Annotated in this window: 17 protein-coding genes and 1 tRNA gene; 14 read left to right on the forward strand and 4 right to left on the reverse strand. The window is 35.9% G+C overall.

Annotated elements, in window-relative coordinates; translation table 11 throughout:
• Positions 1–37 precede the first annotated feature (37 nt).
• Together gldN and GQ46_RS13255 are read left to right on the forward strand one after the other, a co-directional pair.
• Positions 38–937, forward strand: coding sequence for a gliding motility protein GldN (gldN, locus tag GQ46_RS13250; protein WP_044402926.1), 900 nt, complete (start codon positions 38–40; stop codon positions 935–937).
• A gap of 186 nt (positions 938–1,123) precedes the next feature.
• On the forward strand, positions 1,124–2,209 hold the full coding sequence (locus GQ46_RS13255; RefSeq protein WP_044402929.1) for an FAD-binding oxidoreductase: 1,086 nt from the start codon (positions 1,124–1,126) through the stop codon (positions 2,207–2,209).
• A 149-nt stretch (positions 2,210–2,358) separates the two neighbouring features.
• Here GQ46_RS13255 and GQ46_RS13260 read toward each other — a convergent pair whose 3' ends face one another.
• Positions 2,359–2,742: a DUF983 domain-containing protein gene (locus GQ46_RS13260; protein WP_044402932.1), complete on the reverse strand. Its 384-nt coding sequence runs from the start codon at positions 2,740–2,742 to the stop codon at positions 2,359–2,361.
• A gap of 86 nt (positions 2,743–2,828) precedes the next feature.
• Here GQ46_RS13260 and GQ46_RS13265 point away from each other — a divergent pair, with 86 nt between their 5' ends.
• The 8 genes from GQ46_RS13265 to GQ46_RS17220 all read left to right on the forward strand — a co-directional run bounded on the left by GQ46_RS13265 (position 2,829) and on the right by GQ46_RS17220 (position 12,974).
• On the forward strand, positions 2,829–4,736 hold the full coding sequence (locus tag GQ46_RS13265; RefSeq protein ID WP_044402933.1) for an ABC-F family ATP-binding cassette domain-containing protein: 1,908 nt from the start codon (positions 2,829–2,831) through the stop codon (positions 4,734–4,736).
• A gap of 76 nt (positions 4,737–4,812) precedes the next feature.
• The gene (locus GQ46_RS13270; RefSeq protein ID WP_044402935.1) at positions 4,813–5,952 is read left to right on the forward strand and encodes an efflux RND transporter periplasmic adaptor subunit; all 1,140 of its coding nucleotides are present in this window, start codon (positions 4,813–4,815) and stop codon (positions 5,950–5,952) included.
• Between the two features lie 2 nt (positions 5,953–5,954).
• The gene (locus GQ46_RS13275; protein WP_044402938.1) at positions 5,955–9,152 is read left to right on the forward strand and encodes an efflux RND transporter permease subunit; all 3,198 of its coding nucleotides are present in this window, start codon (positions 5,955–5,957) and stop codon (positions 9,150–9,152) included.
• Positions 9,142–10,461 carry a TolC family protein gene (locus GQ46_RS13280; RefSeq protein ID WP_044402941.1) on the forward strand — a complete coding sequence of 440 codons (1,320 nt, stop codon included), beginning with the start codon at positions 9,142–9,144 and terminating at the stop codon, positions 10,459–10,461. The genes GQ46_RS13275 and GQ46_RS13280 overlap by 11 nt, the downstream gene beginning before the upstream one ends.
• Positions 10,462–10,628: 167 nt before the next feature.
• Positions 10,629–11,447, forward strand: a complete 819-nt coding sequence (locus GQ46_RS13285; protein WP_044402944.1) for a Two component regulator three Y domain protein — start codon at positions 10,629–10,631, stop codon at positions 11,445–11,447.
• A 74-nt stretch (positions 11,448–11,521) separates the two neighbouring features.
• Positions 11,522–11,704 carry a CPXCG motif-containing cysteine-rich protein gene (locus GQ46_RS13290; RefSeq protein WP_044402946.1) on the forward strand — a complete coding sequence of 61 codons (183 nt, stop codon included), beginning with the start codon at positions 11,522–11,524 and terminating at the stop codon, positions 11,702–11,704.
• 119 nt (positions 11,705–11,823) lie between these two features.
• Positions 11,824–11,896 (forward strand) — tRNA-Met (locus GQ46_RS13295).
• A gap of 316 nt (positions 11,897–12,212) precedes the next feature.
• Positions 12,213–12,974 carry a hypothetical protein gene (locus GQ46_RS17220; protein ID WP_052503483.1) on the forward strand — a complete coding sequence of 254 codons (762 nt, stop codon included), beginning with the start codon at positions 12,213–12,215 and terminating at the stop codon, positions 12,972–12,974.
• A gap of 73 nt (positions 12,975–13,047) precedes the next feature.
• Here GQ46_RS17220 and GQ46_RS13305 read toward each other — a convergent pair whose 3' ends face one another.
• The 3 genes from GQ46_RS13305 to GQ46_RS13310 all read right to left on the reverse strand — a co-directional run bounded on the left by GQ46_RS13305 (position 13,048) and on the right by GQ46_RS13310 (position 16,304).
• Entirely contained in the window at positions 13,048–14,496 is a 1,449-nt protein-coding gene (locus GQ46_RS13305; protein ID WP_044402949.1) for an NAD(P)/FAD-dependent oxidoreductase, read from the reverse strand.
• 589 nt (positions 14,497–15,085) lie between these two features.
• Positions 15,086–15,241 (reverse strand): YqaE/Pmp3 family membrane protein, encoded by a 156-nt coding sequence (locus GQ46_RS17465; protein ID WP_082041764.1) that lies wholly within the window; start codon positions 15,239–15,241, stop codon positions 15,086–15,088.
• Between the two features lie 25 nt (positions 15,242–15,266).
• On the reverse strand, positions 15,267–16,304 hold the full coding sequence (locus GQ46_RS13310; RefSeq protein ID WP_044402952.1) for a hypothetical protein: 1,038 nt from the start codon (positions 16,302–16,304) through the stop codon (positions 15,267–15,269).
• 718 nt (positions 16,305–17,022) lie between these two features.
• Between GQ46_RS13310 and GQ46_RS13315 the strand changes: the two genes are divergently transcribed.
• From GQ46_RS13315 to GQ46_RS13330, 4 genes are all read left to right on the forward strand, one after another.
• Positions 17,023–19,200 carry an amino acid permease gene (locus tag GQ46_RS13315; RefSeq protein WP_044402954.1) on the forward strand — a complete coding sequence of 726 codons (2,178 nt, stop codon included), beginning with the start codon at positions 17,023–17,025 and terminating at the stop codon, positions 19,198–19,200.
• 170 nt (positions 19,201–19,370) lie between these two features.
• Entirely contained in the window at positions 19,371–21,782 is a 2,412-nt protein-coding gene (locus GQ46_RS13320) for an amino acid permease (protein ID WP_044402957.1), read from the forward strand.
• 368 nt (positions 21,783–22,150) lie between these two features.
• Positions 22,151–22,549: a VOC family protein gene (locus GQ46_RS13325; protein WP_044402959.1), complete on the forward strand. Its 399-nt coding sequence runs from the start codon at positions 22,151–22,153 to the stop codon at positions 22,547–22,549.
• Positions 22,550–22,697: 148 nt separating this feature from the next.
• A complete protein-coding gene (locus GQ46_RS13330; RefSeq protein ID WP_044402962.1) occupies positions 22,698–23,111 on the forward strand; it encodes a hypothetical protein in 414 nt (137 codons plus the stop codon).
• Positions 23,112–23,168 lie beyond the last annotated feature (57 nt).

Below are 23,168 nucleotides of genomic sequence, written 5' to 3' on the forward strand. Positions count from 1 at the left end.
ACTTTGTAATTAATTAAATTTAAAAAAACACAGTAAAATGAACTATAAATCTTTATTAGCAATCGTATGTGGTGTAGTATTTACTTCTACTACCTTTGCTCAGGCTAACATTCTAAATGCTAAAACTCCAAAAGAGATTGGCGTGAGAACTGACCAACAAAAAGCTTTAGATAACGATAAACCCCTAGAATATGGGTATGTTGATGATAGAGATATCATGTTTGCTAAAATGACTTGGGAAAAAGTGATTTTAGATGAACGTGTTAACTTTCCATTATATTATCCTGTGGATACTAATAATATTGGAAATAACAGACGTTCATTATACGATGTATTGACAAAAGCAATTGTCGAAGGTAAAATAGAAAACGTTTATAACGATTCTTATTTTACTGGTAAACGTACCGCTGTAGAATTAGCAGACATCACAACTAAAATAGATACTTTAGATATTGGTTACGACCAATTTAATGCAGATGGTTTTGTAGATCCAGAGTATATTACTACTCGGAAAATTGCTTCTTATGATATTAGCGCCTACTTAATTAAAGGGATGTGGTATTTTGATAAACGTCAAGGAGAATTAAAGTACCGTCTATTAGGTATTGCACCAGCTGCACCAGATGTTAACTTTATTGATTCTAAAGATGAGGCCAACAGAAAACCTAATGCATTATTTTGGGTGTTCTATCCAGATGCTAGACAAGTATTACATGATGCTAAATCGTTTAACTCTAAAAACAGTGCCGTTCCATTTTCATTCGATCACATTTTAAACTCAAGACGTTTTAATGGAATCATTACAAGAGAAGAAAACGTATACGGTGACCGTAAAGTTGAAGAATATATTGCTGAAAATGCATTGATGCAACTCTTAGAGTCTAGACGTATCAAAGATAAAATTAGAAACTTTGAATTAGATATGTGGTCATATTAATTTAAAATGATAGTATATTTTAAACGCTCACTTTTTAAGTGGGCGTTTTTTTTTATATGGAGTACTCCAATGGGTATCATTTTACTGTCATTCTTTTGAAATACTAATTTTAGGGATATCATTATTTAAAATGAGGATCAATAAAAAATGCTGGAATCTACTACCTTAGCAAATTAAATAAATATAATGAGTAAGTTGAACACAGTTGCCTCCTCGGGAGGATTTAGAAGGGTTGATTATATCATAGTGGGCAGTGGTTTAGCAGGAATTGCTTTTTGCGAGCAATTATTAGCTAATAAAAAAACGTTTGTTGTTTTTGATAATAACTCTCAGCAATCGTCCACGGTAGCAGGCGGGCTATATAACCCTGTGACTTTAAAGCGCTTTACACCAGTATGGAGGAGTAAAGAACAACTGGAAATTGCGTTAGCGACTTATAAAAAAATAGAAGAACGTTTAAAGGTCACATTAGATTATAAAATTCCAGTTTTAAGACGGTTTACCTCATTAGAAGAACAGAACAACTGGTTTTTAGCTTCAGATAAAATAGGTCTTGAAGAGTATTTGTCTACTACGATCCAGAAGAACACTAATGCGTGTATTGATGCAACATACGGTTTCGGCGAAGTCCTGCAAACAGGAAGAATAGATACTAAGCTATTGATCTCAGAATATAAAGTCTTTTTAAAGCAGCAGGGGCTACTGGTAGAAGAAGCTTTTGAGTATGATACTCTAGCTCCTGAAGACCCTATAATAAAATATAAGAATTTTGAAGCGAGGCATCTCATCTTTGCTGAAGGCTTTGGTATAAATAAGAATCCGTATTTTAATCATTTGCCACTCGAAGGTACCAAAGGGGAGCTTATTACCATTCATGCACCCCATCTAAAATTAGATTTTGTATTAAAATCAAGTGTGTTTGTAATTCCCTTAGGAAATGATTTATATAGAATAGGATCCACTTACGAGCATAAAGATAAAACCAACACTATTTCAACAGAAGCAAGAGAACAGTTATTGAAGAAGCTTAAAACCTTTATAGATTGCGAATTTGAGGTGGTCAATCAAGTTGCTGGCATACGGCCAACAGTTAAAGACAGGAGAGCGTTAGTAGGAACACATCAAAATTATAAAAAATATCACGTGCTCAATGGCTTAGGTACTCGTGGGGTAATGATTGCACCATATGTTGCGAAACAACTCTATGAGTTAGTTGAACATAATACACCAATAGAAGCTGATATTGACAGCAATCGTTTCGATAGCCTTTAAGTTTAATGTTCCCTTATAAGACGGACTGCTTTCTCAAGCAAAGCAGAGGTCGTTTATAGTTAAGGATGAAAAAGGTATTTTTTTGTGCGCGGCTTAGGTGAAAAAAAGATACAGTGTAAAGGCTGACTTGCAGGTGACACCAAAATAATCTAAGGTTTTGCCCTAGATTTATCGTAGTTAATAAAAAGATTAATCCAGATATTACGTGAAATTCTAACAATTATTGGGTAGAAAATAAGCATCACCGTAACAATAGAAATAAAACCAACGGTGAGTGTGCTCCCAATAAAGAAATAACTAATAACAAAGGCCGCAACAGCGAAAGCAATGCCAACACCATAACTCACATACATTGAGCCATAGAAAAACGAAGGTTCTATTTTATATTTCGTATTGCAATTAGAGCAACGTTCATGCATTTCAAAAAGCTGAGACAGTGCAAATGGGTTTTTATTAATGTACATAGATTCTTCATGGCATTTAGGACAAACACCTGTAATTATACTATATAATTTTGAGCCTTTTTTAAACATATAATTTAATGTACTTTTGCATTTTATAATAAGATACAAAAATAAGTTTTAATAGTTTAAAACTTAATAACATTAGTCACCTTTCTATGCTTAACATTCATAATTTATCCATTTCCTTTCAAGGCGAATTTTTATTTGAAGACATCACATTCAAGTTAGGTAATGGTGACCGTATTGGTCTTATAGGTAAAAACGGCGCTGGAAAATCGACGATGTTAAAAATCCTTTCTAAGGAATTAGAACCAGATACAGGGCAAATTGCTTCGGATAAAGAATTGAAAATCGGATTTCTTAAACAAGATATCGATTTTGTTTTAGGACGTACTGTTTTAGACGAGTCTTATCAGGCTTTTACCGAAATAAAGGCCCTTGAAGCACAAATGGATACTATTAATCACCAATTGGCCGAGCGCACAGATTACGAAAGTGAAGGGTATAATCAATTAATGATTGACCTCAATGAGGTACAGCACCAATATGAGATTGTAGGTGGTTATAATTACAAAGGAGAAACAGAAAAAATACTACAAGGTTTAGGTTTTAAACGCGAACAGTTTAATAATTTAACCGATACCTTTTCTGGTGGTTGGCGTATGCGTATTGAGCTAGCAAAATTATTATTACAAAATAATGATGTACTATTACTGGATGAGCCTACAAACCACCTGGATATTGAATCGATTATCTGGTTGGAAGGCTTTTTGAAGAATTATTTTGGTGCGGTAGTGATTGTGTCACACGATAAAATGTTTTTAGATAACGTGACGAATCGTACGATTGAAATTTCATTAGGACGAATTTATGATTACCCTAAACCTTATACAAAATATCTGGTTCTTCGAGAAGAATTGAGAACTCAACAATTGGCTTCTCAGAAAAACCAGCAGAAGCAAATTGAACAGACCGAAAAACTCATAGAAAAGTTTAGAGCCAAAGCGAGCAAGGCAACCATGGCTCAATCACTTATTAAAAAATTAGACAAAATAGATCGTATTGAAGTTGATGAAGATGACAATAGTGTGATGACTTTAAATTTTCCTGTATCTATTACTCCAGGTAAAATAGTGGTAGAAACCAATGGCGTTTCTAAAAATTATGGAGACAATCAAGTGTTATCTAACATCGATTTATTAATTGAACGGGATGCAAAAACCGCGTTTGTTGGACAAAACGGACAAGGGAAATCGACTTTAGCAAAAATTTTAGTGGGCGACTTGAAGCATGACGGTCATTTAAAGTTAGGACACAATGTTCAAATTGGTTATTTTGCTCAAAACCAAGCAGAATATCTGGACGGCAGCAAAACCGTTTTAGACACGATGATAGACGCAGCCAATGAAACTAATAGAAGCAAGGTCCGTGATATTTTAGGATCGTTTTTATTTAGAGGCGATGAAGCAGAAAAGTATGTTAGAGTACTCTCTGGTGGAGAACGAAACCGTTTAGCGTTGGCTAAATTAATGTTGCAGCCGTTTAATGTGCTTATTATGGATGAGCCCACAAACCATCTAGATATAAAGTCTAAAAACGTTTTAAAAGACGCCTTGAAACGTTTTGAAGGCACACTTATTCTAGTGTCTCATGATCGTGATTTTTTACAAGGATTAACCTCTACTGTTTACGAATTTAAAGATGAGAAAATAAAGAAGTATTTAGGAGATGTAGATTATTATTTAGAACAACGTCAGGTTGAAAATCTTCGTGAAGTCGAAAAACGCACAGTAATAAAAGATGCGCCTAAAGAAAAAAATAAACAGTCCTACGAAGACCAGAAAAAATTAAAATCTTTAAATAATAAACTCAGTAATACAGAATCTAAAATTAATCAGTTAGAAAAGGAAATTAAGGAGATTGATGTAGAATTAGCTACAAATTACGATATTGCTGTTGCTAAGGAAAACTTTTTTGCTAATTACCAGAAAAAGAAAAAGGAGTTGGAGCGTTTAATGGAGAAATGGGAAGAGATTACCTTAGAATTAGAAGATTACGCTTAATAGTTTTAAGTTTTTTTTAACGTATAGCCGCTAAACTAAGCGTTAATTTTGTTGTTTTTCAATCAAAAACAGTTTAATGCGCAAAATTATACTTTCCATTTTAGGGGTTTTACTTATTGTAGCTTCTTTTTTTATAGCTAAAAGTCTTATAGCCAATAAAAACAAACCAAAACCTGTACAGGCAAAAGTAGTTAAAACAGTATTTACAGATACTGTACAAAACGCAACCATACCAATAATTATACCTGCAAATGGAAGTTTAACAGCCAAGCGCCGCGTAGAATTATATGCTGAAGTTCAGGGTGTTTTTAGAAACGGCAGCAAACTCTTTAAGCCAGGGCAAAGATATAGTGCAGGACAAACACTCATTCGAATAGATGCAGCCGAATATTATGCCAGTGTGCAATCTGCAAAAAGCAACCTCTACAATGCTCTTGCTGCTATAATGCCAGATTTACGCTTAGATTTTCCAGAGGTCTTTGGTAAATGGCAAAACTATCTCAATGGTTTCGATTTAAATAAAACAACACCTAAGTTGCCAGAAATGACTTCCGAAAAGGAAAATTATTTTATTACCGGTAGAGGTATTGTTACAAACTACTACAATGTTAAGAATTTAGAACAACGCCTTTCAAAATATAACATCAATGCACCCTTCACAGGGATTTTAACCGAAGCTTTGGTAACTGAGGGTTCCTTAATTAGAAGCGGACAAAAACTAGGTGAGTTTATAGATCCATCCATTTACGAAATGGAGGTGGCACTAAGTAAAACCTATGCTGGTTTACTTAAAGAAGGGGAAGCCGTGGTCCTTAATAATCTAAACGGTACAGAAACCTATACCGGAACAATCTCAAGAGTTAACGGGAGTATTGATGCCACGACACAAACCATTACCGCTTACATTGAAGTGAAAAATGAGGCGCTTAAAGAAGGAATGTATTTAGAAGCACAATTAGACGCCAAACAAGAAACAGATGCCATTGAAATAGACCGGAATTTATTATTAGAGAACCAGCAAATTTTTGTGGTTAAGGATAGCATACTGGATGTTATAGATGTAAAGCCAGTTTATTTTTCTGACACGAAAGTCGTTTTAAAAACAGTGCCAAACGGAACCGTAATTCTTAAGCGTCCAGTGCCCGGTGCGTATTCTGGAATGTTGGTAAAGGGTTTTGAAGAAAAACAAACAGAAGAATCAAAGGCTAAAAAGTAATCATGAGAAAACTAATTGCTTACTTCATTAAATACCACGTCGCGGTCAATGTTTTTATTTTGGCGTTTTTCGCTTTTGGTATTATCGGCGTGTTGTCTTTAAAATCGTCTTTTTTTCCGTTAGTAGATTCCAAAATTATAAATGTAAATATTACTTACCCTGGTGCTTCTCCACAAGAAATTGAAGAAGGGATTGTACTTCAAATTGAAGATAATTTAAAAGGATTAAGAGGGATTGACCGGGTAACTTCAGTCTCGCGAGAAAATAGTGGAACGATTACCGTAGAGATTGAAAAAGGAGAGAATATCGACTTTATGTTACTTGAAGTTAAAAACGCTGTAGATCGCGTGCCTTCCTTTCCTACAGGAATGGAGCCGCTAATCGTGGCTAAGCAAGAAGAAATACGTCAGACCATTTCTTTTGCTTTGAGTGGTGATGACATACCGCTGGCGACTTTAAAGCAAATTGGGCGACAGGTAGAAAACGACCTACGTCGTATTGATGGTATTTCTCAAATAGAAGTGTCTGGTTATCCTGCTGAAGAAATTGAGATTGCAGTGAATGAGGCTAATTTATTAGCTTACAATCTTACTTTTAATGAAGTGGCTCAAGCCGTAAGTGCAGCCAATATATTAGTCACAGGTGGAACCATTAAAACGGAGGCTGAAGAATTTTTAATTAGAGCAAACAACCGTGCGTATTATGGCGATGAGTTGTCCAATATTATCATTAGAGCTTCCAATGATGGAAAAACGGTGCGGTTAAAAGATGTAGCGATTATTCGTGATCGCTTTTCTGAAACACCAAATGCCACGTATTTTAATCAGAAGTTATCTCTTGATATCACGGTTACCAGTACCAATAATGAAGATTTAATTTCTTCCGCAGATAAGGTAAAAGCCTATATAGAAGACTATAATGAGAAATATAATAATGTTCGGTTAGATGTGGTGAGAGATTTATCAATCACGCTTAATCAACGTACAGAATTGTTACTTTGGAATGCCGCAGCAGGTATTGGTTTAGTATTGATTTTTCTTTCGTTATTCTTAAATACACGTTTGGCATTCTGGGTTGCTTTTGGTTTGCCTATTTCTTTTTTAGGGATGTTTATTTTTGCAGGTCAGTTTGATGTTACCATTAATGTCTTGTCATTGTTCGGAATGATCATCGTTATAGGTATTCTGGTAGATGATGGTATTGTCATTGCTGAAAACATCTACCAACATTACGAAAAAGGAAAAACACCAAAACAAGCAGCTATAGATGGAACCATGGAAGTGATTCCTCCAGTGGTTTCTGCTATTATTACCACGCTACTGGCCTTCTCCTTGTTTCTGTTTTTAGACAGTCGTATTGGTGAGTTTTTTAGTGAGGTGTCAGTAATTGTAATCTTAACACTAGTAGTGTCACTAATAGAAGCACTTATTATTCTACCAGCGCATTTAGCACATTCTAAAGCCTTAAGACCACAAGTTGTAGAGGAGAATCCCTCGAAAATGAAGCAATTCTTTTCTAAAATGCGTATTGTAAATAAGGCTGGTGATAATTTTATGATCTACTTAAGAGATAAAGTGTATACACCCGCCATAAGGTTTGTCCTCAAATTTAAAATGTTGTCTCTTGGTATCTTTGTGGCCTTGCTGGTATTAACTTTTGGAGCCATTGGGGGTGGTGTAATAGGGGTGACCTTATTTCCTTCCATTGCTAGTGATACGGTTTCAATTGAACTGGATATGCCTAATGGTACTAATGTAAGAGTGACAGATTCTATTATTTCAATGATTGAAGAAAAAGCATTGATTGTTAATAAAGAGTTTAGTGAGACATATTTTAAAGATAGTGATAAACAGCTTTTTGAAAATACAATCTTAACACTTAACAGCAGTTCAAGTGCCAGATTACGTATTAATATGTTGCCAGGTGAAGAACGGCCAGACGCCATTCAATCGTCATTAGTTGCCAATAGATTAAGAGAGTTGGTGGGGCCGGTAATAGGAACCGAGCGTTTGATTTTTGGATCTGGAGGTAATTTTGGAGGTAGCCCGGTTGCTGTAGCGCTTTTAGGCAATAATATAGAAGAATTAAAAGCCGCCAAAATAGATTTAAAACAAATCTTAGAATCGAATCCCTTATTAAAAGACATTGAAGATAATGACCCTGCTGGAATTAAAGAAATCCGAATAAAACTTAAAGAAAGTGCGTATTTATTAGGTCTAGATTTAAGAACGGTTATGAGTCAAGTGCGTTCTGGGTTTTTTGGAGTTCAGGCACAACGTTTTCAACGTGGGCAGGATGAAATACGCGTTTGGGTGCGTTACGATAAGAGTAACCGGGCCTCAATTAATGATTTGGACGATATGCGAATTGTGACACCAACAGGGCAACGGGTCACTTTAAAAGATATAGCCGTGTATTCTATAGCGCGGGGTGATGTAGCCATAAATCACTTGGAAGGACAGCGCGAGATTAAAGTGTCTGCAGATTTAAAAAATCCGAGCACAAGTGCAACAGATATTTTAGAGGACATTAAAACAGTCACGATTCCAGAATTGCAATCTAAATACCCAACCATTTCAGTCGCTTTTGAAGGCCAGAATAGAGAGAAAGATAAATTAGTAGGGTCGCTAGGTGCAGCCGGAATTCCAATTTTAATACTTATTTACATAACAATAGCATTTACCTTTCGAAGTTATTCCCAACCGTTACTTTTAATTCTTTTAGTGCCATTTAGTTTAACGGCCGTAGCTTGGGGGCATTGGTTACTTGGTTTTCCAGTTAATGTATTATCGCTCCTCGGTATTATTGCGCTCATTGGTATTATGGTAAATGATGGCTTAGTATTGATAGGTAAGTTTAATAGTAACCTAAAAGAAGGCATGACCTTCGATATAGCCTTGTCTGAAGCTGGCAGATCACGTTTTAGAGCGATATTTTTGACCTCATTAACGACCGTTGCTGGTTTAGCCCCATTGTTAATGGAGAAAAGCAGGCAAGCCCAATTTTTAAAGCCTATGGCCATTTCCATATCCTTTGGTATTGCTTACGCTACCATTTTAACGCTTTTAGTATTACCGCTTTTTTTAGCATTTAGTAATGATATTAAGAAAAACACCAAATGGTTATATACTGGAAAAAAAGTGACTAAAGAAGAAGTAGAACGCGCTATTAAAGAACAAAATGAAGAAAATGAAGATTAAATATAGTATTCTTTTTAGTGTTTTTGTAGGATTGCAATGCTTGACAGCTCAGCAAATTTTAACACCAGAAGAGGCGGTTGCACTGGCCTTAGAGAATAATTATGGTATTAAAATAGCCAATAAAAATAATGAAGTTGCTGAAAACAATACGAGTGTTTTAAATTCAGGATACCTGCCAACGCTTACTGGTAATGCGGGTGCAACTTATAATTTGGATAATACAGAAGTTGAATTTTCAGATAGTAGGCCTGATGCTGTATTAAACGGAGCAAAAAGTAATCGTTACAATGCCTCAATAAATGTTAATTATGTTTTATTTGATGGATTAGGAAGACATTATAATTATAAACGTCTGAAAGAAGAGTATCAACTCTCTGAATTGCAAGTCCGTGAAACGATAGAGACAACAATCATTCAATTGTTTTCTATTTATTATACGGTGGCCCAACTTACAGAAAATACAGAGGTATTGGAACAAACTCTCGTTATTTCAAAAGATAGACTAACACGTGCTGGATATCAATTTGATTATGGGCAAAGCACAAAATTAGCGGTATTAAATGCTGAAGTAGATATTAATAATGACAGTATTAATTTAATAAGTATTGAACAAGAATTAAAAAATACTTCCCGAGACTTAAATGTGGTTTTAGGGAATGCTATAGATCATAATTTTAAGGTAAATACTGATATTGACTTTGTTTTAAATTTAAATAGAGAAGAATTGTATGAGAAGGCTAAAGCTAGAAATGTCTCATTATTACAAGTCAATAAAAATATACAAATTAGTGAATTAGATATAAAGACAGGCAAATCAGCCTATCTTCCTACACTGGGCTTAACGGGCTCCTATGGATGGAATGAAAATAATAACAATGCGGCATCTTTTGTGGCTGTTTCAACGAATACGGGGCTATCTGCTGGTATTAATCTTACATGGAACTTATTTGATGGTGGAAGTACGTTAACCCGTGTTCGTAATGCGAAAATAAATCTAGAAAATCAGCAATTACAAAAAGAGCAGCTATTGATTTCAGTGGAACGCGATTTTGAAAACGCCTGGGATGATTATCAAAATAAATTAACCATTTTTAGAGTACAGGAAAAGAATATTAAAACTGCACAAAGCAATTTTGATAGATCTCAGGAGCAATTTAAAATTGGTCAGGTTAACTCGATAGAATTCAGACAAGCACAACTAAACTTAATCAATGCTGAATTAAGTAGGAATCAAGCAAAGTATGACGCTAAGTTGTCAGAACTTATAGTGTTGCAATTAGCGGGTGAGTTGTTAAATGTTCAGTTTTAGATATTTTTTAATAAAAAATAAAATTAAGACCGTTTATCGATGAATGTAGTAAATACGGGGTTTTTTAGATAAAATCAATATTTAATGATTGTCGTTCGTCGAAAATTTTTGCATTTTAACCTAATAAAGTTTAGGTTTACATTGTAAATGACTAAAACTGAACCTACATGAACATTTTGAAAACTACTTTTGTTTGCTTATTCACAACGCTTTTTAGCTTTGCTCAAGTTTCCGACACAGAAAAATCTGCTTTAATTGCATTACATAGTGCGACTAATGGTTCAGACTGGAACACAACATGGGATATTACGAAACCTGTTGATACCTGGTATGGTATTACATTAGAGAATAATAATGTTGTTGCAATCGATTTGTCATTCAACAATTTGAGAGGTACATTACCACAGGAATTAGGAAATTTAACACATTTACGTGAACTTAATTTAGGATTAAATAAGTTAGAAGGAAAAATTCCTGAGACCTTGTCTAAGTTGCAGTCGCTAACGTCGTTAGAATTGTTTTTAAATCATTTTAGTGGTACTATTCCTATTTTTGTAGCAGAACTTAAAAATCTAGAAACGTTATCACTGTATAGTAATGCTTTTTCTGGTCCGATTCCGGTAGAATTAATGACTTTAGATAATCTGGAAATACTACAATTAGGAAGTAACTTTTTAACGGGTACTATTCCAAATGAAATTATGGCACTTACAAAACTTAAGAAATTAAGTTTAATTGATAATAAATTCGAAGGTATTATACCTGTAGAGTTAAGTGAGTTGTCTAATTTAGAAGAGCTCATTTTATCAGAAAATAAACTTACGGGTAATTTGCCACTACAGTTTAGCAAATTATCTAAGTTGAGCACTTTAATGGTGAGTGATAATAACATGGATTCAGAGTATGTTACTGTGGTTGATGATAATGCTTATATTAAACAAATGATAACAACTTACAATGATACCTATGTTGTGCAAAGAGATTAAAATAAAAGTAAAATATTTTAGATAAAACAGTCAACTTTAGGTTGGCTTTTTTTATTTTCATAAAAATTTAAAAGATGTTTGAGCATTTTTTCCAATGTCCTTATTGTTGGGAAACCATTTCTATGTTATTAGATCCAAGCGTAAATAAGCAAACCTATGTTGAAGATTGTGAGGTTTGTTGCAATCCTATACAGGTATCACCACATTTTGAAGATGCGGAACTCTTTGGTTTTGAGGCTTTAAATAATGAACAATAATTTTTTATAAATAAATACTTGTAATATATAAAAAGCATCGTATATTTGCAGTCCTAAATAATCAGATTGGTATTATGAGCCAATAGTTAAAAGCTAAAAAGAGTATTTAGATATTAAATCGCGGGATAGAGCAGTAGGTAGCTCGTCGGGCTCATAACCCGAAGGTCACTGGTTCGAGTCCAGTTCCCGCTACTAAGTAAGAGTAATCAGAAATGGTTACTCTTTTTTTTTGCAGTAAACTTAAATGATAGTGGACGAGACCTTTATCCTGAGCGCAGTCGAAGGGAGTCTAGTTCCCGCTACTAAAAAGCTACTTGAGAAATCAAGCCCCTTTTCTTTTGGTAACAATTTAAATTGTAAATAATACAAGAACGGGGTAATATCAAAAAGTGCCTTTAATATTTAGTCATTAATTAAATCAGGGAGTATAATTATTTCATAATAATATTGACTTATCTTGCAGCGTTTTAGTTGTAGTACATGCAAGTAATATTTAGAACGCATAATCATGGAGAATAATAATAGCAAAGATAAAGTAGCGCAAATAAATGAAGTAATAGAAAATTACTTTAGTACAAATACAGATAAAGATTGGATTCCAGCAAAGGACATTATGCCAGATTTGATAAAAGCGGGGGTTTTTACAAAGGATCAAAAAAAAGGTTTACCCCTTCGAAAAGTATTACGCGCTCTTGATAAAGAGAATCTACTAAAGACCGTACCATCTGTGCACACTGAACGTACAGAAACTGCTGTTTATTGGTATTTGGTTAGGGAAGGCGCTAAGTTCACACCAATTGAACCTATAAGTACTGTTTCAAAGAAGGAACGCACGAAAGCAATAAGAGAAAACAGTGATGAATTCTATATTTTAGATCTTTGCGACGAATTGCTTAAAGAAAAAGCATCACGTAAACATACCTTTTCTTTTTTGCTAGGGGATATGCATAAAAAAGGAAAAACAAGAACAAAATTACCTTTAGCGGCTTTTTATGAAGACGTTAATTTAGTGATTGAGTTTTTAGAAAAACAGAATTACACAGCACAGCATATAGACAAAACGGATGATGCGACAGTAGTCGACACATCGAGAAAAGAACAGATAATAAAGTACAACAAAAGACGCAGAGAGGTGCTTCAAAAAAAGGATATCAATTTAATTGAAATTGATTATTCTTTATTTGAAACCGATACTAAAAAGAATTTAAGTCGCGATAAGGCTAAAGACGTTGCGCTTCTTAAAAAAATACTAAAACAGTATTTAAAATAATATAAAGCAGGGTGTTCTTTTGATTTCATTTAATTCTCAATGCATTATATGCGTTCCTAATCTCAATACTTAGTTATGCCTTTTCCTTTTTTACATACCGCCCTCTCGGCGCGTCACCCTCATGGAGTATAATTTTAGAATGTAGTAAGTGTGCTGCCTTTTCCGAATCTTTTACTTTTGAAGCGCTGCGTTCCAGCATTTCTGATTCAAACCCAGTGAGCACGCGTGCTCTGATTCCAGCTTCTCTCCATTGAGATTTGGGTCTACATCCTATTGAGATACCTCTAGCCAGGGCTAGCGCATCTAACAGGGCTTGATTGGCGCCCTGTCCTTTAAATGGACTCATAGGGTGCGCCGCATCTCCAATCAAAGTCACTTGCCCTGCTTTCTCTAATAATTCTGATTTGAGTAATTCTCGGTCATATACGGGATAACCAGAAACCTGAGCTTCTAGGGTCGCTGCTAAAATCTGAGGAATTGGAGTGTGCCACTGCGTTCTACGACACGCTTCTTCCTTGAGTGCTTTCGGGCCTTGATCACTTAGTAACTTAGCTTCATTTTCTGGCAAAGTGAAACTAAGTTGCCACATCACCGCGTCTGATGCATACGGCATCACGTATATTCGCTCATTGCCATTGGCGGTCTGAAATACTGTTGCCGAGTCAAGTAAAGAACTATCAAGATCCTCGAGAGCTTTTAAAGGACAAATGCCCAATATTACAATACAGCCTAGGTAACGTAAAGGGGTAAGGTTTTCACCAATTAGAAACTTTCGTAGAGTACTTCGAATACCATCTGCTCCAACTACAAGATCTGCGGTGACGCTTTTTAGGGCTCCATTTACTTGAAAGCTCAGAGCAACGCCGTCACCTTCACATGACTTAAATCCTACCAATTGGTGTCCCCACTGCACCACATCGTGTCCACCAAGTTGCTCAAGCAGTGCCAAACGCATAGATTGTCGTGCAATATGTACATTTGTGCGTTTCTGTGAGGTTTTGGCCTCTGAAGGTTTCCATTTGCGCATGCCCCATTCCCCAATCACTTTTCCAGTTGTAGTATGAACCAAATGCCTTGTTGAAATCACCCCTTTTTCTAACGACAAAATACCCAATCCCTCTATCGCTTTATTCCCTTGTTGCAAAGTGAGTCCATAGCCCTGAGAGCGCTCATCGAAGCCGCTATCACGTTCATATAGGGTAAAAGGGATGCCACGGTGCAAACAGCCTACAGCCAGAGCGACTCCTCCTATACCGCCACCAATAATAGCAACGTGTGGGTAGTTTGCCTTATCTGCTATTGGATGGCTAACAGCATGAAGTAAACCAGTGCCACCACAGTTCAAGCATGGATGTAACGGTCTCTTAAGAAGGACTGGGGCTGTGCCTTTGTCCTTCTTTTTTTTAAATTCATCTAATGCAATCTGGTAGCGGCGTCGAACTTTCTTGGCGTGCTTCCGGCTTTTTTTGCCTTGTCCCTGGCATTCTTGACAAATTGTCCAGCGAGCCGCTTCATTTTTCATCTTTTGCTTCTTCTTTATTTAAACGGCTCTCGACGCCGCTCTATATATAAATCCTTAGTCTTTACAATTGATACTGGGCAAAATTGAAAAGTAGTGCTTGAAGCTCTCCTTACTTAATATAATACCAACGAGAGCCATTTTTTATATCGTGCAGCAAATTTAGTAAATACAAACTGAATCAAAAATCTGCTTGACACGAGCGAAGTGAAATGGTTCAACAATTTTTGTGAGCTAATTGCTTGAGACATCAATTTTATAGGTTTTAACTAATTTAAGTTTATGTTATAAAATTAGTGGTCACTTCAATATCAGGATGCATCACACTCGCTTTGGTGCTCTTTTGTAAAAAAAAAGAGGTTAGACCTCTATAGAAAAACGACTTTATTTTTAATGGCTATTAACGCGCTTATAAAACCGTTGTTTTGTTACTAAAAGATTATTGAGGGTTTAGCTTTGGTTGATGAAATGAGTTGCTATGCTCTTATAAAGTATCAAAAGTAATTTCCAAAACACTTCAAAAAAATTATGGTCGATACTAGATTTAGTTAATCTTAAGCATCGACCATTTAATATTAAAAGGTGAATGGGGCTAATTATCATTTACGATTAAAGCATGGATAACACCTGGAAGCCATCCTATTAGAGTTAGTAATATGTTTAGTAAAAACGCACCCCCTAATCCTCTTTTCATAAAAACAGCTACTGGTGGAAGTAATATGCTAAGTATAATGGTAAGTATTGACATAGTTTATAATTTTAGTTTATTATTATTATTTATTTTCGTTAGCTAAATCTCTATTATGTTCTTCGCTAACACTTAAAGCTGGTACACCTGTTGTACCACCAAAAGATGCTGCAAGTGCTCCTAGAAGTAATATTAAAAAGAGATAAATGCTTGCTTGGCCTAAATTATCTGAAATGGCCTCACTTGCTTTTAAAGCCTCTTGTTTTGCCTCAATGTAGGTTTGTTCAAGAGCTTTAATAGCCTCATCAATTTTAGTATTCCATTTGGTTATTACGCCATTAATTTCTTCTTCAGTTAACGCTGTGTTCTCAGTTAAATAAACTTTTAATTTGGCTTCATTAATGTAGTCTTTATTACCTTTTACACTAATATCTAAATCTCCATTTTCATCGAGATCAACAGATAGGTCGTTTACAAATTCTGAGACAGCATTCTTTAAATTCAGTTGCTTGATTGCTTTCGTAGTACTATTCTCAACCTTATTAAGCGTTTGTCTAACGCTTTGTTCACTGTCATTAGGTAGGATATTGTAAGTTTCGGCAGTTTCAATAATTTCAAACATTTCGTTTTTGATGCCTTCAATAGTTGTCTTACTATCTTGTTCAATACCTTTTTTAGCGTTTTCTAAATTTATTACGACTTCTTTCGAGTCATCTCCTTCAAATACTGAAGAGACTAAAGTACCCATTCCTGAAAAAACACTTCCAGTAATTGACGTTATCAATAGGATGGAAATCATTAAATAAAGCCCCCAAGCTAAAAATCCATGAATACCACCATCTGTGGCACTTGTTAATCCTGAAGCTCTAGCAGCTACAAGACCACCCACATACAATGCTGCTAAATTGGATAGTATCCACCATATAATTGTTCCCGTCGCTAATCCGTCAAAAGGTTGACTATCGGTTACGGGATCTATTGAGGTTAGACCAATTCCAATCCCCAATAAATTAAGAAGAAATGAAATTGTAATAGCGACTAATGCACCAGCAATTACGCCTCCCCAAGATATTCTAGAGAATCTGTTTTTTGCTGTTTCTACATGCGTATAAATTGTTTCCATAATTTTTAAATTTTTAGTTTAATGATTATTAGTAGGTTACAAAGTTAATTTTTTAGTAAAATTGGGTTAGCTGATATAAATATATTTTTGACGGATACAAATTCACGTTATATTATTTTATAGCCTTAGCCACCTTTAAATTTTGTGCTAAATCCTAGTTTTTAATGTTTAAATCTTATTTATTTCTATAGGAATGAATGGAATCCCTATTAAGAGAGTTTTAGCTGTCGCATTGTTTTGAAAACGGCCGTTTCCTATTTTTTGTTTAGTTCACTCGTTGGGTCAAGAGAGAGCAAAATAAAAATAATGACTTAAATTCAATTGTCTACTCAATTGAACGCTAATACAGTAGGAATACAAATATGGATTTATTAAATTTGATAGTATTAGGATTTTGGGGGTAGTATTAAAGCCAAGCACTAATAAAAAGAAAGAATAATAATCAGGTCGGAAAGAAAATCATCCAAAACAAATCTTCAAAATATTAGAAGAAATTAGAAAAAAAAGGGCTCGCATCATCCGTTGATAGTTTCAAAATTTGGAGAAAACATAGTTAATGACTATTGAATTGCTAAATCAAGGAGCGTAATGAATTACATAAACTCTTAAATGCAATGGTTTGAAGCTTATGTCTGGTATTATCAATGGCTGTTTCTGGTAACCTATGAATAGCTTACAATTGACCTGTTAACTTTGAACTGACATTAAACTTTATGAGATGAAGTCAAGTAAAACATTCTTCGGTACTTTTAAAGGTGTATTTGTTCCAACTTTTCTTACAATTTTAGGTATCATACTCTTCTTGAGGTTGCCCTGGGTTGTTGGTAATGCAGGTGTTGGTGGCGCTATTATTATCATCCTGGTTTCTGCTGGGATCACTCTTATTACAAGTCTCTCGCTCTCCTCGATTATAACAAATATCAGGATAGGTGCTGGGGGCGCCTTCTCTATTATTTCCAGATCTTTAGGGCTTGAAATAGGGGGGAGCATCGGTATTCCTCTTTATTTATCACAAGCTATAGCTGTTGCTATGTATATCTTTGGTTTTAGAGAGGGATGGTTATGGATATTCCCTGATCATTCGGCCATTATCGTTGACCTTTTGACTTTTGGTATTGTGTTTCTTTTTGCGATAATTAGCACAAACCTCGCCTTTAAGGTTCAATATTTTATCTTATTGATTGTAGTGATAGCAATAGGTTCCATTGTTTTTGGGCTTTTTGCAACAGAATATTTTTTTCATCCTCAGGTTATTGGTGAATTTGTGAAGGCGAAAGAGGGTGAACTGATTGGCGCACAGTTTTGGGTTGTTTTTGCCGTTTTTTTTCCTGCTGTAACAGGCATTATGGGAGGTTTAAATATGTCGGGGGAATTAAAAAATCCCAGAAAGAGCATTCCTAAAGGCACCCTTTGGGCGGTGGGAATCACCACGTTGGTTTATATTGGCCTTGCCGTTATTGCCGGCTATTTAGGAACACCCGATCAATTGCTTAATAACTATACGTTTTTTATAGACAACTCTTTTTTACCCGAGTTAGTACTTGCAGGCGTTCTTGGTGCAACGTTCTCATCGGCACTTACCTCATTTGTGGGTGCTCCAAGAGTGCTTTATGCCATAGCAGAAAAAGAAATTATACCATATAGTAAACGGCTTGGCACTACTAATAATAGGGGAGAACCGTTAGCATCCATATGGTTTACCGGTGTCATCGTTATTTCTGCCATATTATTACGGGAACTAAATGTGATTGCTCCCTTAATAACCATGTTTTTCCTGATAACCTATGCCATGATTAATTTAGTGGTATTAATTGAGCAAAGTTTATCACTTCCTAGTTTCAGGCCAACATTTAAAATACCTATTTATATCCCGCTAATAGGGTCTTTGAGTTGTCTCTTTGTTATGTTTATCGTAAATCCTACTTTTTCAATCGTAGCGATTATAGGCGCCATTGCACTTTACATTTTCTTTAGTCAACGACATATCGTCTCTGATGATGGTTATGCCAGAAGTGGCTTATTCACGGCCATGGCGCAGTGGGCGACCAAAAAATCTAAAAATCTCACCAAGGAAAATGAACCCAGAGCTTGGCAACCCGATTTGTTGTTTCCTATTGCCCATGTGAGAGAAGTTAGGGCCTGCTACAAGTTATTACATTCGCTGGTGCACCCAAAAGGGTCGATTAAAATTCTCGGAATTGGCACTGGTAAAAAGCTGATGAGGCTTAAAAAGTATCTCCCAGATGTTGTTGCAGCATTTGAGAAAGCAAAAAACACCATTAGTTTTTCACTGGTAGAAAACAATAATTTTGGTAATAGTGTCAAAATAAGCACCGAAGCACTGGGGGCTGCTCACTTTAGTCCAAACACCATATTTTTAAAGTTGGACACCACAGTCAATAATCCTGAAGATTATGAAGATATACTCAACACTGCCGATAAAAATCAATGGGGCGCTCTGGTTTATATGCCATTTGCCAGAGTCGGGACTGGCCTTGAAAGAACCATCAATTTGTGGCTGAGAGATGTGCCTGATGACTGGGTTGAAAAAGTAGAGTTGGGTAATAATGATTTAGCCATTTTGACGGCTCTATTATTACATGAAAATTGGAAAGGCACTTTAAACATAATTCTTGAGAAACGGGAAACCAAAGATAAAAGTGCGATGAGGGAACTTGAGAAGATTATTTCCTTTGTCCGTTTGCCAAAAGAGACCAACGCCTATGTTGTAGATCCCGATGCTATCGACAAATGGGATTTGGTACCGCAACCGGATATCAATATATTTCCTACACGAAAGGAGATAAACATAGCCGCAATGATGGAAGAAGTAAAGCTTTTTAGGACTTCATTTCTCTTAACTCTGGATTCAGGCAAGGAAAATGCACAGGTTTAGTTTATGGAACGTTATATGGAATAAAACCTTAAACTTGGATATAAATAATTGACTGTTTCAAAATAATAGTTCATTAAAATAAGCACTAGAGCATGCTATTTATATAAAATTAATAATGAATGGAAAACTTGTATTTGGTACCCTAATTATAAAGTCTAAATAAAAACAATATGCCGCAGAACTTTGTCAATCAAGCCCGCACTTTTGGAGCTACTCCTGTTTTTTTCACTTCAATAGCCACGATTTTAGGTGCTATCATGTTTCTGCGGTTTGGTTTTGCGGTAGGGCAGGTAGGGTTTATGGGAGCTATAGCCATTATTGTCATTGGTCATGCGGTCACTATTCCTACTGCAATGGCCATCGCAGAAATTGCGACCAACCAAAAAGTAGAGGGTGGAGGAGAGTACTATATTATTTCTCGTTCCTTTGGACTGGTTATAGGCTCGACCATTGGTATTGCCTTATATTTTTCACAAGCTATCAGTATCGCTTTTTACGTGATGGCTTTTTCGGAAGCCTTCACGATCTTAATTGATTGGTTAATTGCTAGCTTGTCTATGCCAGACTGGCTCGTGTGGTTGTTTAGTCAGAAACAAACCATCGGAATCCCTGGTTTGCTATTGCTTACTTATGTCATGTTGACCAAGGGTGCGGACTTGGGAGTCAAAGTTCTCTACACTGTTGTTGCTGTTCTTGCCCTTTCGTTAGGTGCATTCTTTATAGGAACAACAGAATACAGCAAAACTCATGATTTTTCGCCTTTTGAAACCTTGTACGATGTAAAAGAAGAATCCGTGATGATCGAAGAGGACAGGTTCATAGTGGCGGAAGATGCTGGGTATGGGTCCGACAGTCTTTCGGTAGGGGATATATCCAATAAAGACAAGCAGCCAAAAATTTCGCAAGAAGCAACCACTGAAACTGATAACGGCCTTCCTGAAGCGATCGGTTTTTTTATTGTTTTTTCCATTATATTCCCGGCATTTACGGGGATGACTGCAGGTGTGGGGTTGTCCGGTAATCTTAAAAACCCAGGTAAATCCATACCGCTGGGCACATTGGCGGGAACGCTCTGCGGAATGTTTATGTACTTTTTAATTGCATGGAAGCTGTCCATATCCGCACCACCAGAAGCCTTAGCAGATACCTCACGATTGGTCATGGCAGATATTGCCTGGCAAGGTTGGTGGATAATTCCTTTAGGCTTGGCCGCAGCGACAATATCATCAGCTTTGGGAAGTATTATGGTTGCTCCCCGCACACTGCAGGCTATTGCGCGAGACGGGATTTTTCCCACTCCAAAATTCAACATCTGGTTATCAAAAGGAAAGGGCGCTGAAGATGAGCCCTATAATGCCTCCGTAATAACAATAGTAATTGCTGGTGTATTTATCCTTATGGGTGCCCTAGATAGTGTTGCACAGATTATTTCTATGTTTTTTATGGTAACCTATGGTTCGCTATGCCTGATTTCCTTTCTTAACCATTTTGCCGCTGACCCTTCGTACCGCCCTAAATTTAAATCCCGTTGGTATTTGTCCTTATTTGGCGCCATAAGTTGCTTCGCCCTTATGTTTTTTATGAATGCTGCCTATGCTGTTTCGGCAATCATTATGATTTTGGTATTGTTTGCTTGGGTGGCGCACTATAATAAGGAAAAAAGAAACCTCGCCGTTATATTTCAAGGGGCTATTTTTCAGGTAAGTCGGCAATTGCAGATTTTTCTTCAAAAATCGGAAAAAGAACAATCACAAAGCTGGAGACCTTCAACCATTGCCATTTCAGAAGATAGTTTTAAACGATTCTCCGCGTTCCAGTTATTAAGTTGGATAGCACATCGCTATGGTTTTGGTACCTACATTCATTATATTAAGGGCTACTTATCCAAAGAGACTAACTTGGAGGCTACCCGCTGTAAGAAGCAGTTGATAGCCATGGCAGATGCCAGTAAAAGCAATGTTTTTATCGATACATTAGTCTCGCCATCATTTACCTCTACCGTTGCACAGATTATCCAGTTGCCGGGTATTGCAGGTAAAGAAAATAATCTCCTTCTTTTCGAGTATCACAAAAACCATCCAGACAACCTTCTGGACATAGTTGATAATATGGGGCTTATTAAATCTGTTGATTTTGACCTTATTATACTGGCCAGTTCAGAAAGGGGCTTTGGTTTAAAGAAGCAGATTCACCTTTGGATTTCACCTTATGATTTTCAAAACGCCAATCTTATGATTTTACTTGCCTATATTTTAATGGGGCATCCCGACTGGAAAGAAGCGACAATAAATATTTACGCCATCTTTCCTGAAGATTCTATTGATGAGGAACGACAACGGCTATTACTTTTGATACAAACAGGGCAATTGCCAATTTCGCCAAAAAACATCGAGTTTATCTCCCAAAAAGCGGCCTTGAGTACCAAACATATAATCAATGAGAAATCGAAAGATGCCGATTTAACGATTGTTGGGTTGATTGAAAAGGTCGTTGAGCACCTAGGTGCCAAAGCCTTTGATGGTTATGACAATGTTGGGAACGTGCTTTTTGTAAATGCTGCTGATTCTAAAGAGATTAAATAAAATTATTGGCATCTCTGACCTAAAAAATGCGGGTTTGAGTTCTTAGAACACTTTGAAGAGCACAATAAAAAGCCCAATATTCTAACAGACAGCAATACCGCAATAAATGCTAACAACAGCCATTCTGGAAAGTCATTATATGAAACAGGAATTTAGCGTTTTAGAAGATTAGGTTTATGCCAGGTTTTTACTGAGACCATGTTTAACTTGGTTATGGGTGTAATCGATAAACTAAATGATCTTCAACAGCATTGGAGTATCAGAATTCGGAATAGAGCTATGAAAAAAATTAAATAAGCTAAAGTTTAATAGTTGATTAGTATACATTTATACCTATTAATTGTTGAATTTAAAAAAAAAGTAAAAATATGAAAGTACAAGCCTATTTATCATTTAATGGAAATTGTCAGGAGGCATTACATTATTATAGCGATCTCTTTAACGCCAAGGTTATCAACCGTCAAACCTATGAAGATAAAAAAATAGATGTTCCTTCTTCATATAGAGGTAAATTACAGCATGCTGAGTTAAAGGGGGAGGGTATTCACTTTATGGCTTACGACGTTTCTCCCGACACACCGCTCAATAACGGCAATCAAATTAATATGAGTGTTGACGTTTCCAGTAAAAATGAAGGGAAAGAACTTTTTGAGAAACTTGCTCACGGCGGTCAAGTATATCATGAATATCGAGAGAGAGATTGGGGTTATTTTGGGCGTTGCACAGATAAGTATGGCATTGGATGGATGGTTAATTATAACAACTAATAATGCTACATTTTGATGTTCTAAAGATTTATGGAAGAAATTTTAGAAAGCTTCTTATTAAAAATAAGCATTTATTTTTTATGGGTTTTCAACTTCTGAAGGCCTTTTAATTAATCGTATTTCAAAATTGTGTAACTTAGCAATTAGCATGAAACAAGTATTCCATAAAATAATGGCAATGGTAATGGTTTTTGTAGTGTTATGCTCTACATTATCCTTCACTGTGAATAAGCATTATTGTGGTAATACCTTGGTAGAAACGGTTGTATTTCGCAAAGTAAAAGGCTGCGGGATGGAAATGGGGAATTCTGTCGCCAAAGGCTGTGACATTACAAAAAAAAATTGCTGCGAGGATAAACAATTAGTGATTGATGGTCAGGATGAATTACAACTATCCTTTGAAACGATTTCTTTTGAACAACATCTTTTTATAACTTTATTTGTTCACACCTATAGTAATCTTTTTAAAGGCTTAAATGCAAATGTAGCTTCTTACAAAGACTATAAACCACCACTCGTCATAAGGCAAATCTTCAAGATGGACGAGACCTATTTAATTTGATTTTTAAACACTATTAACGAAGCCCTTCGATAACTATCGTTTTGGGCTCAATGTGTT

It is taken from the genome of Lacinutrix sp. Hel_I_90, assembly GCF_000934685.1.
Lineage (GTDB): Bacteria > Bacteroidota > Bacteroidia > Flavobacteriales > Flavobacteriaceae > Lacinutrix.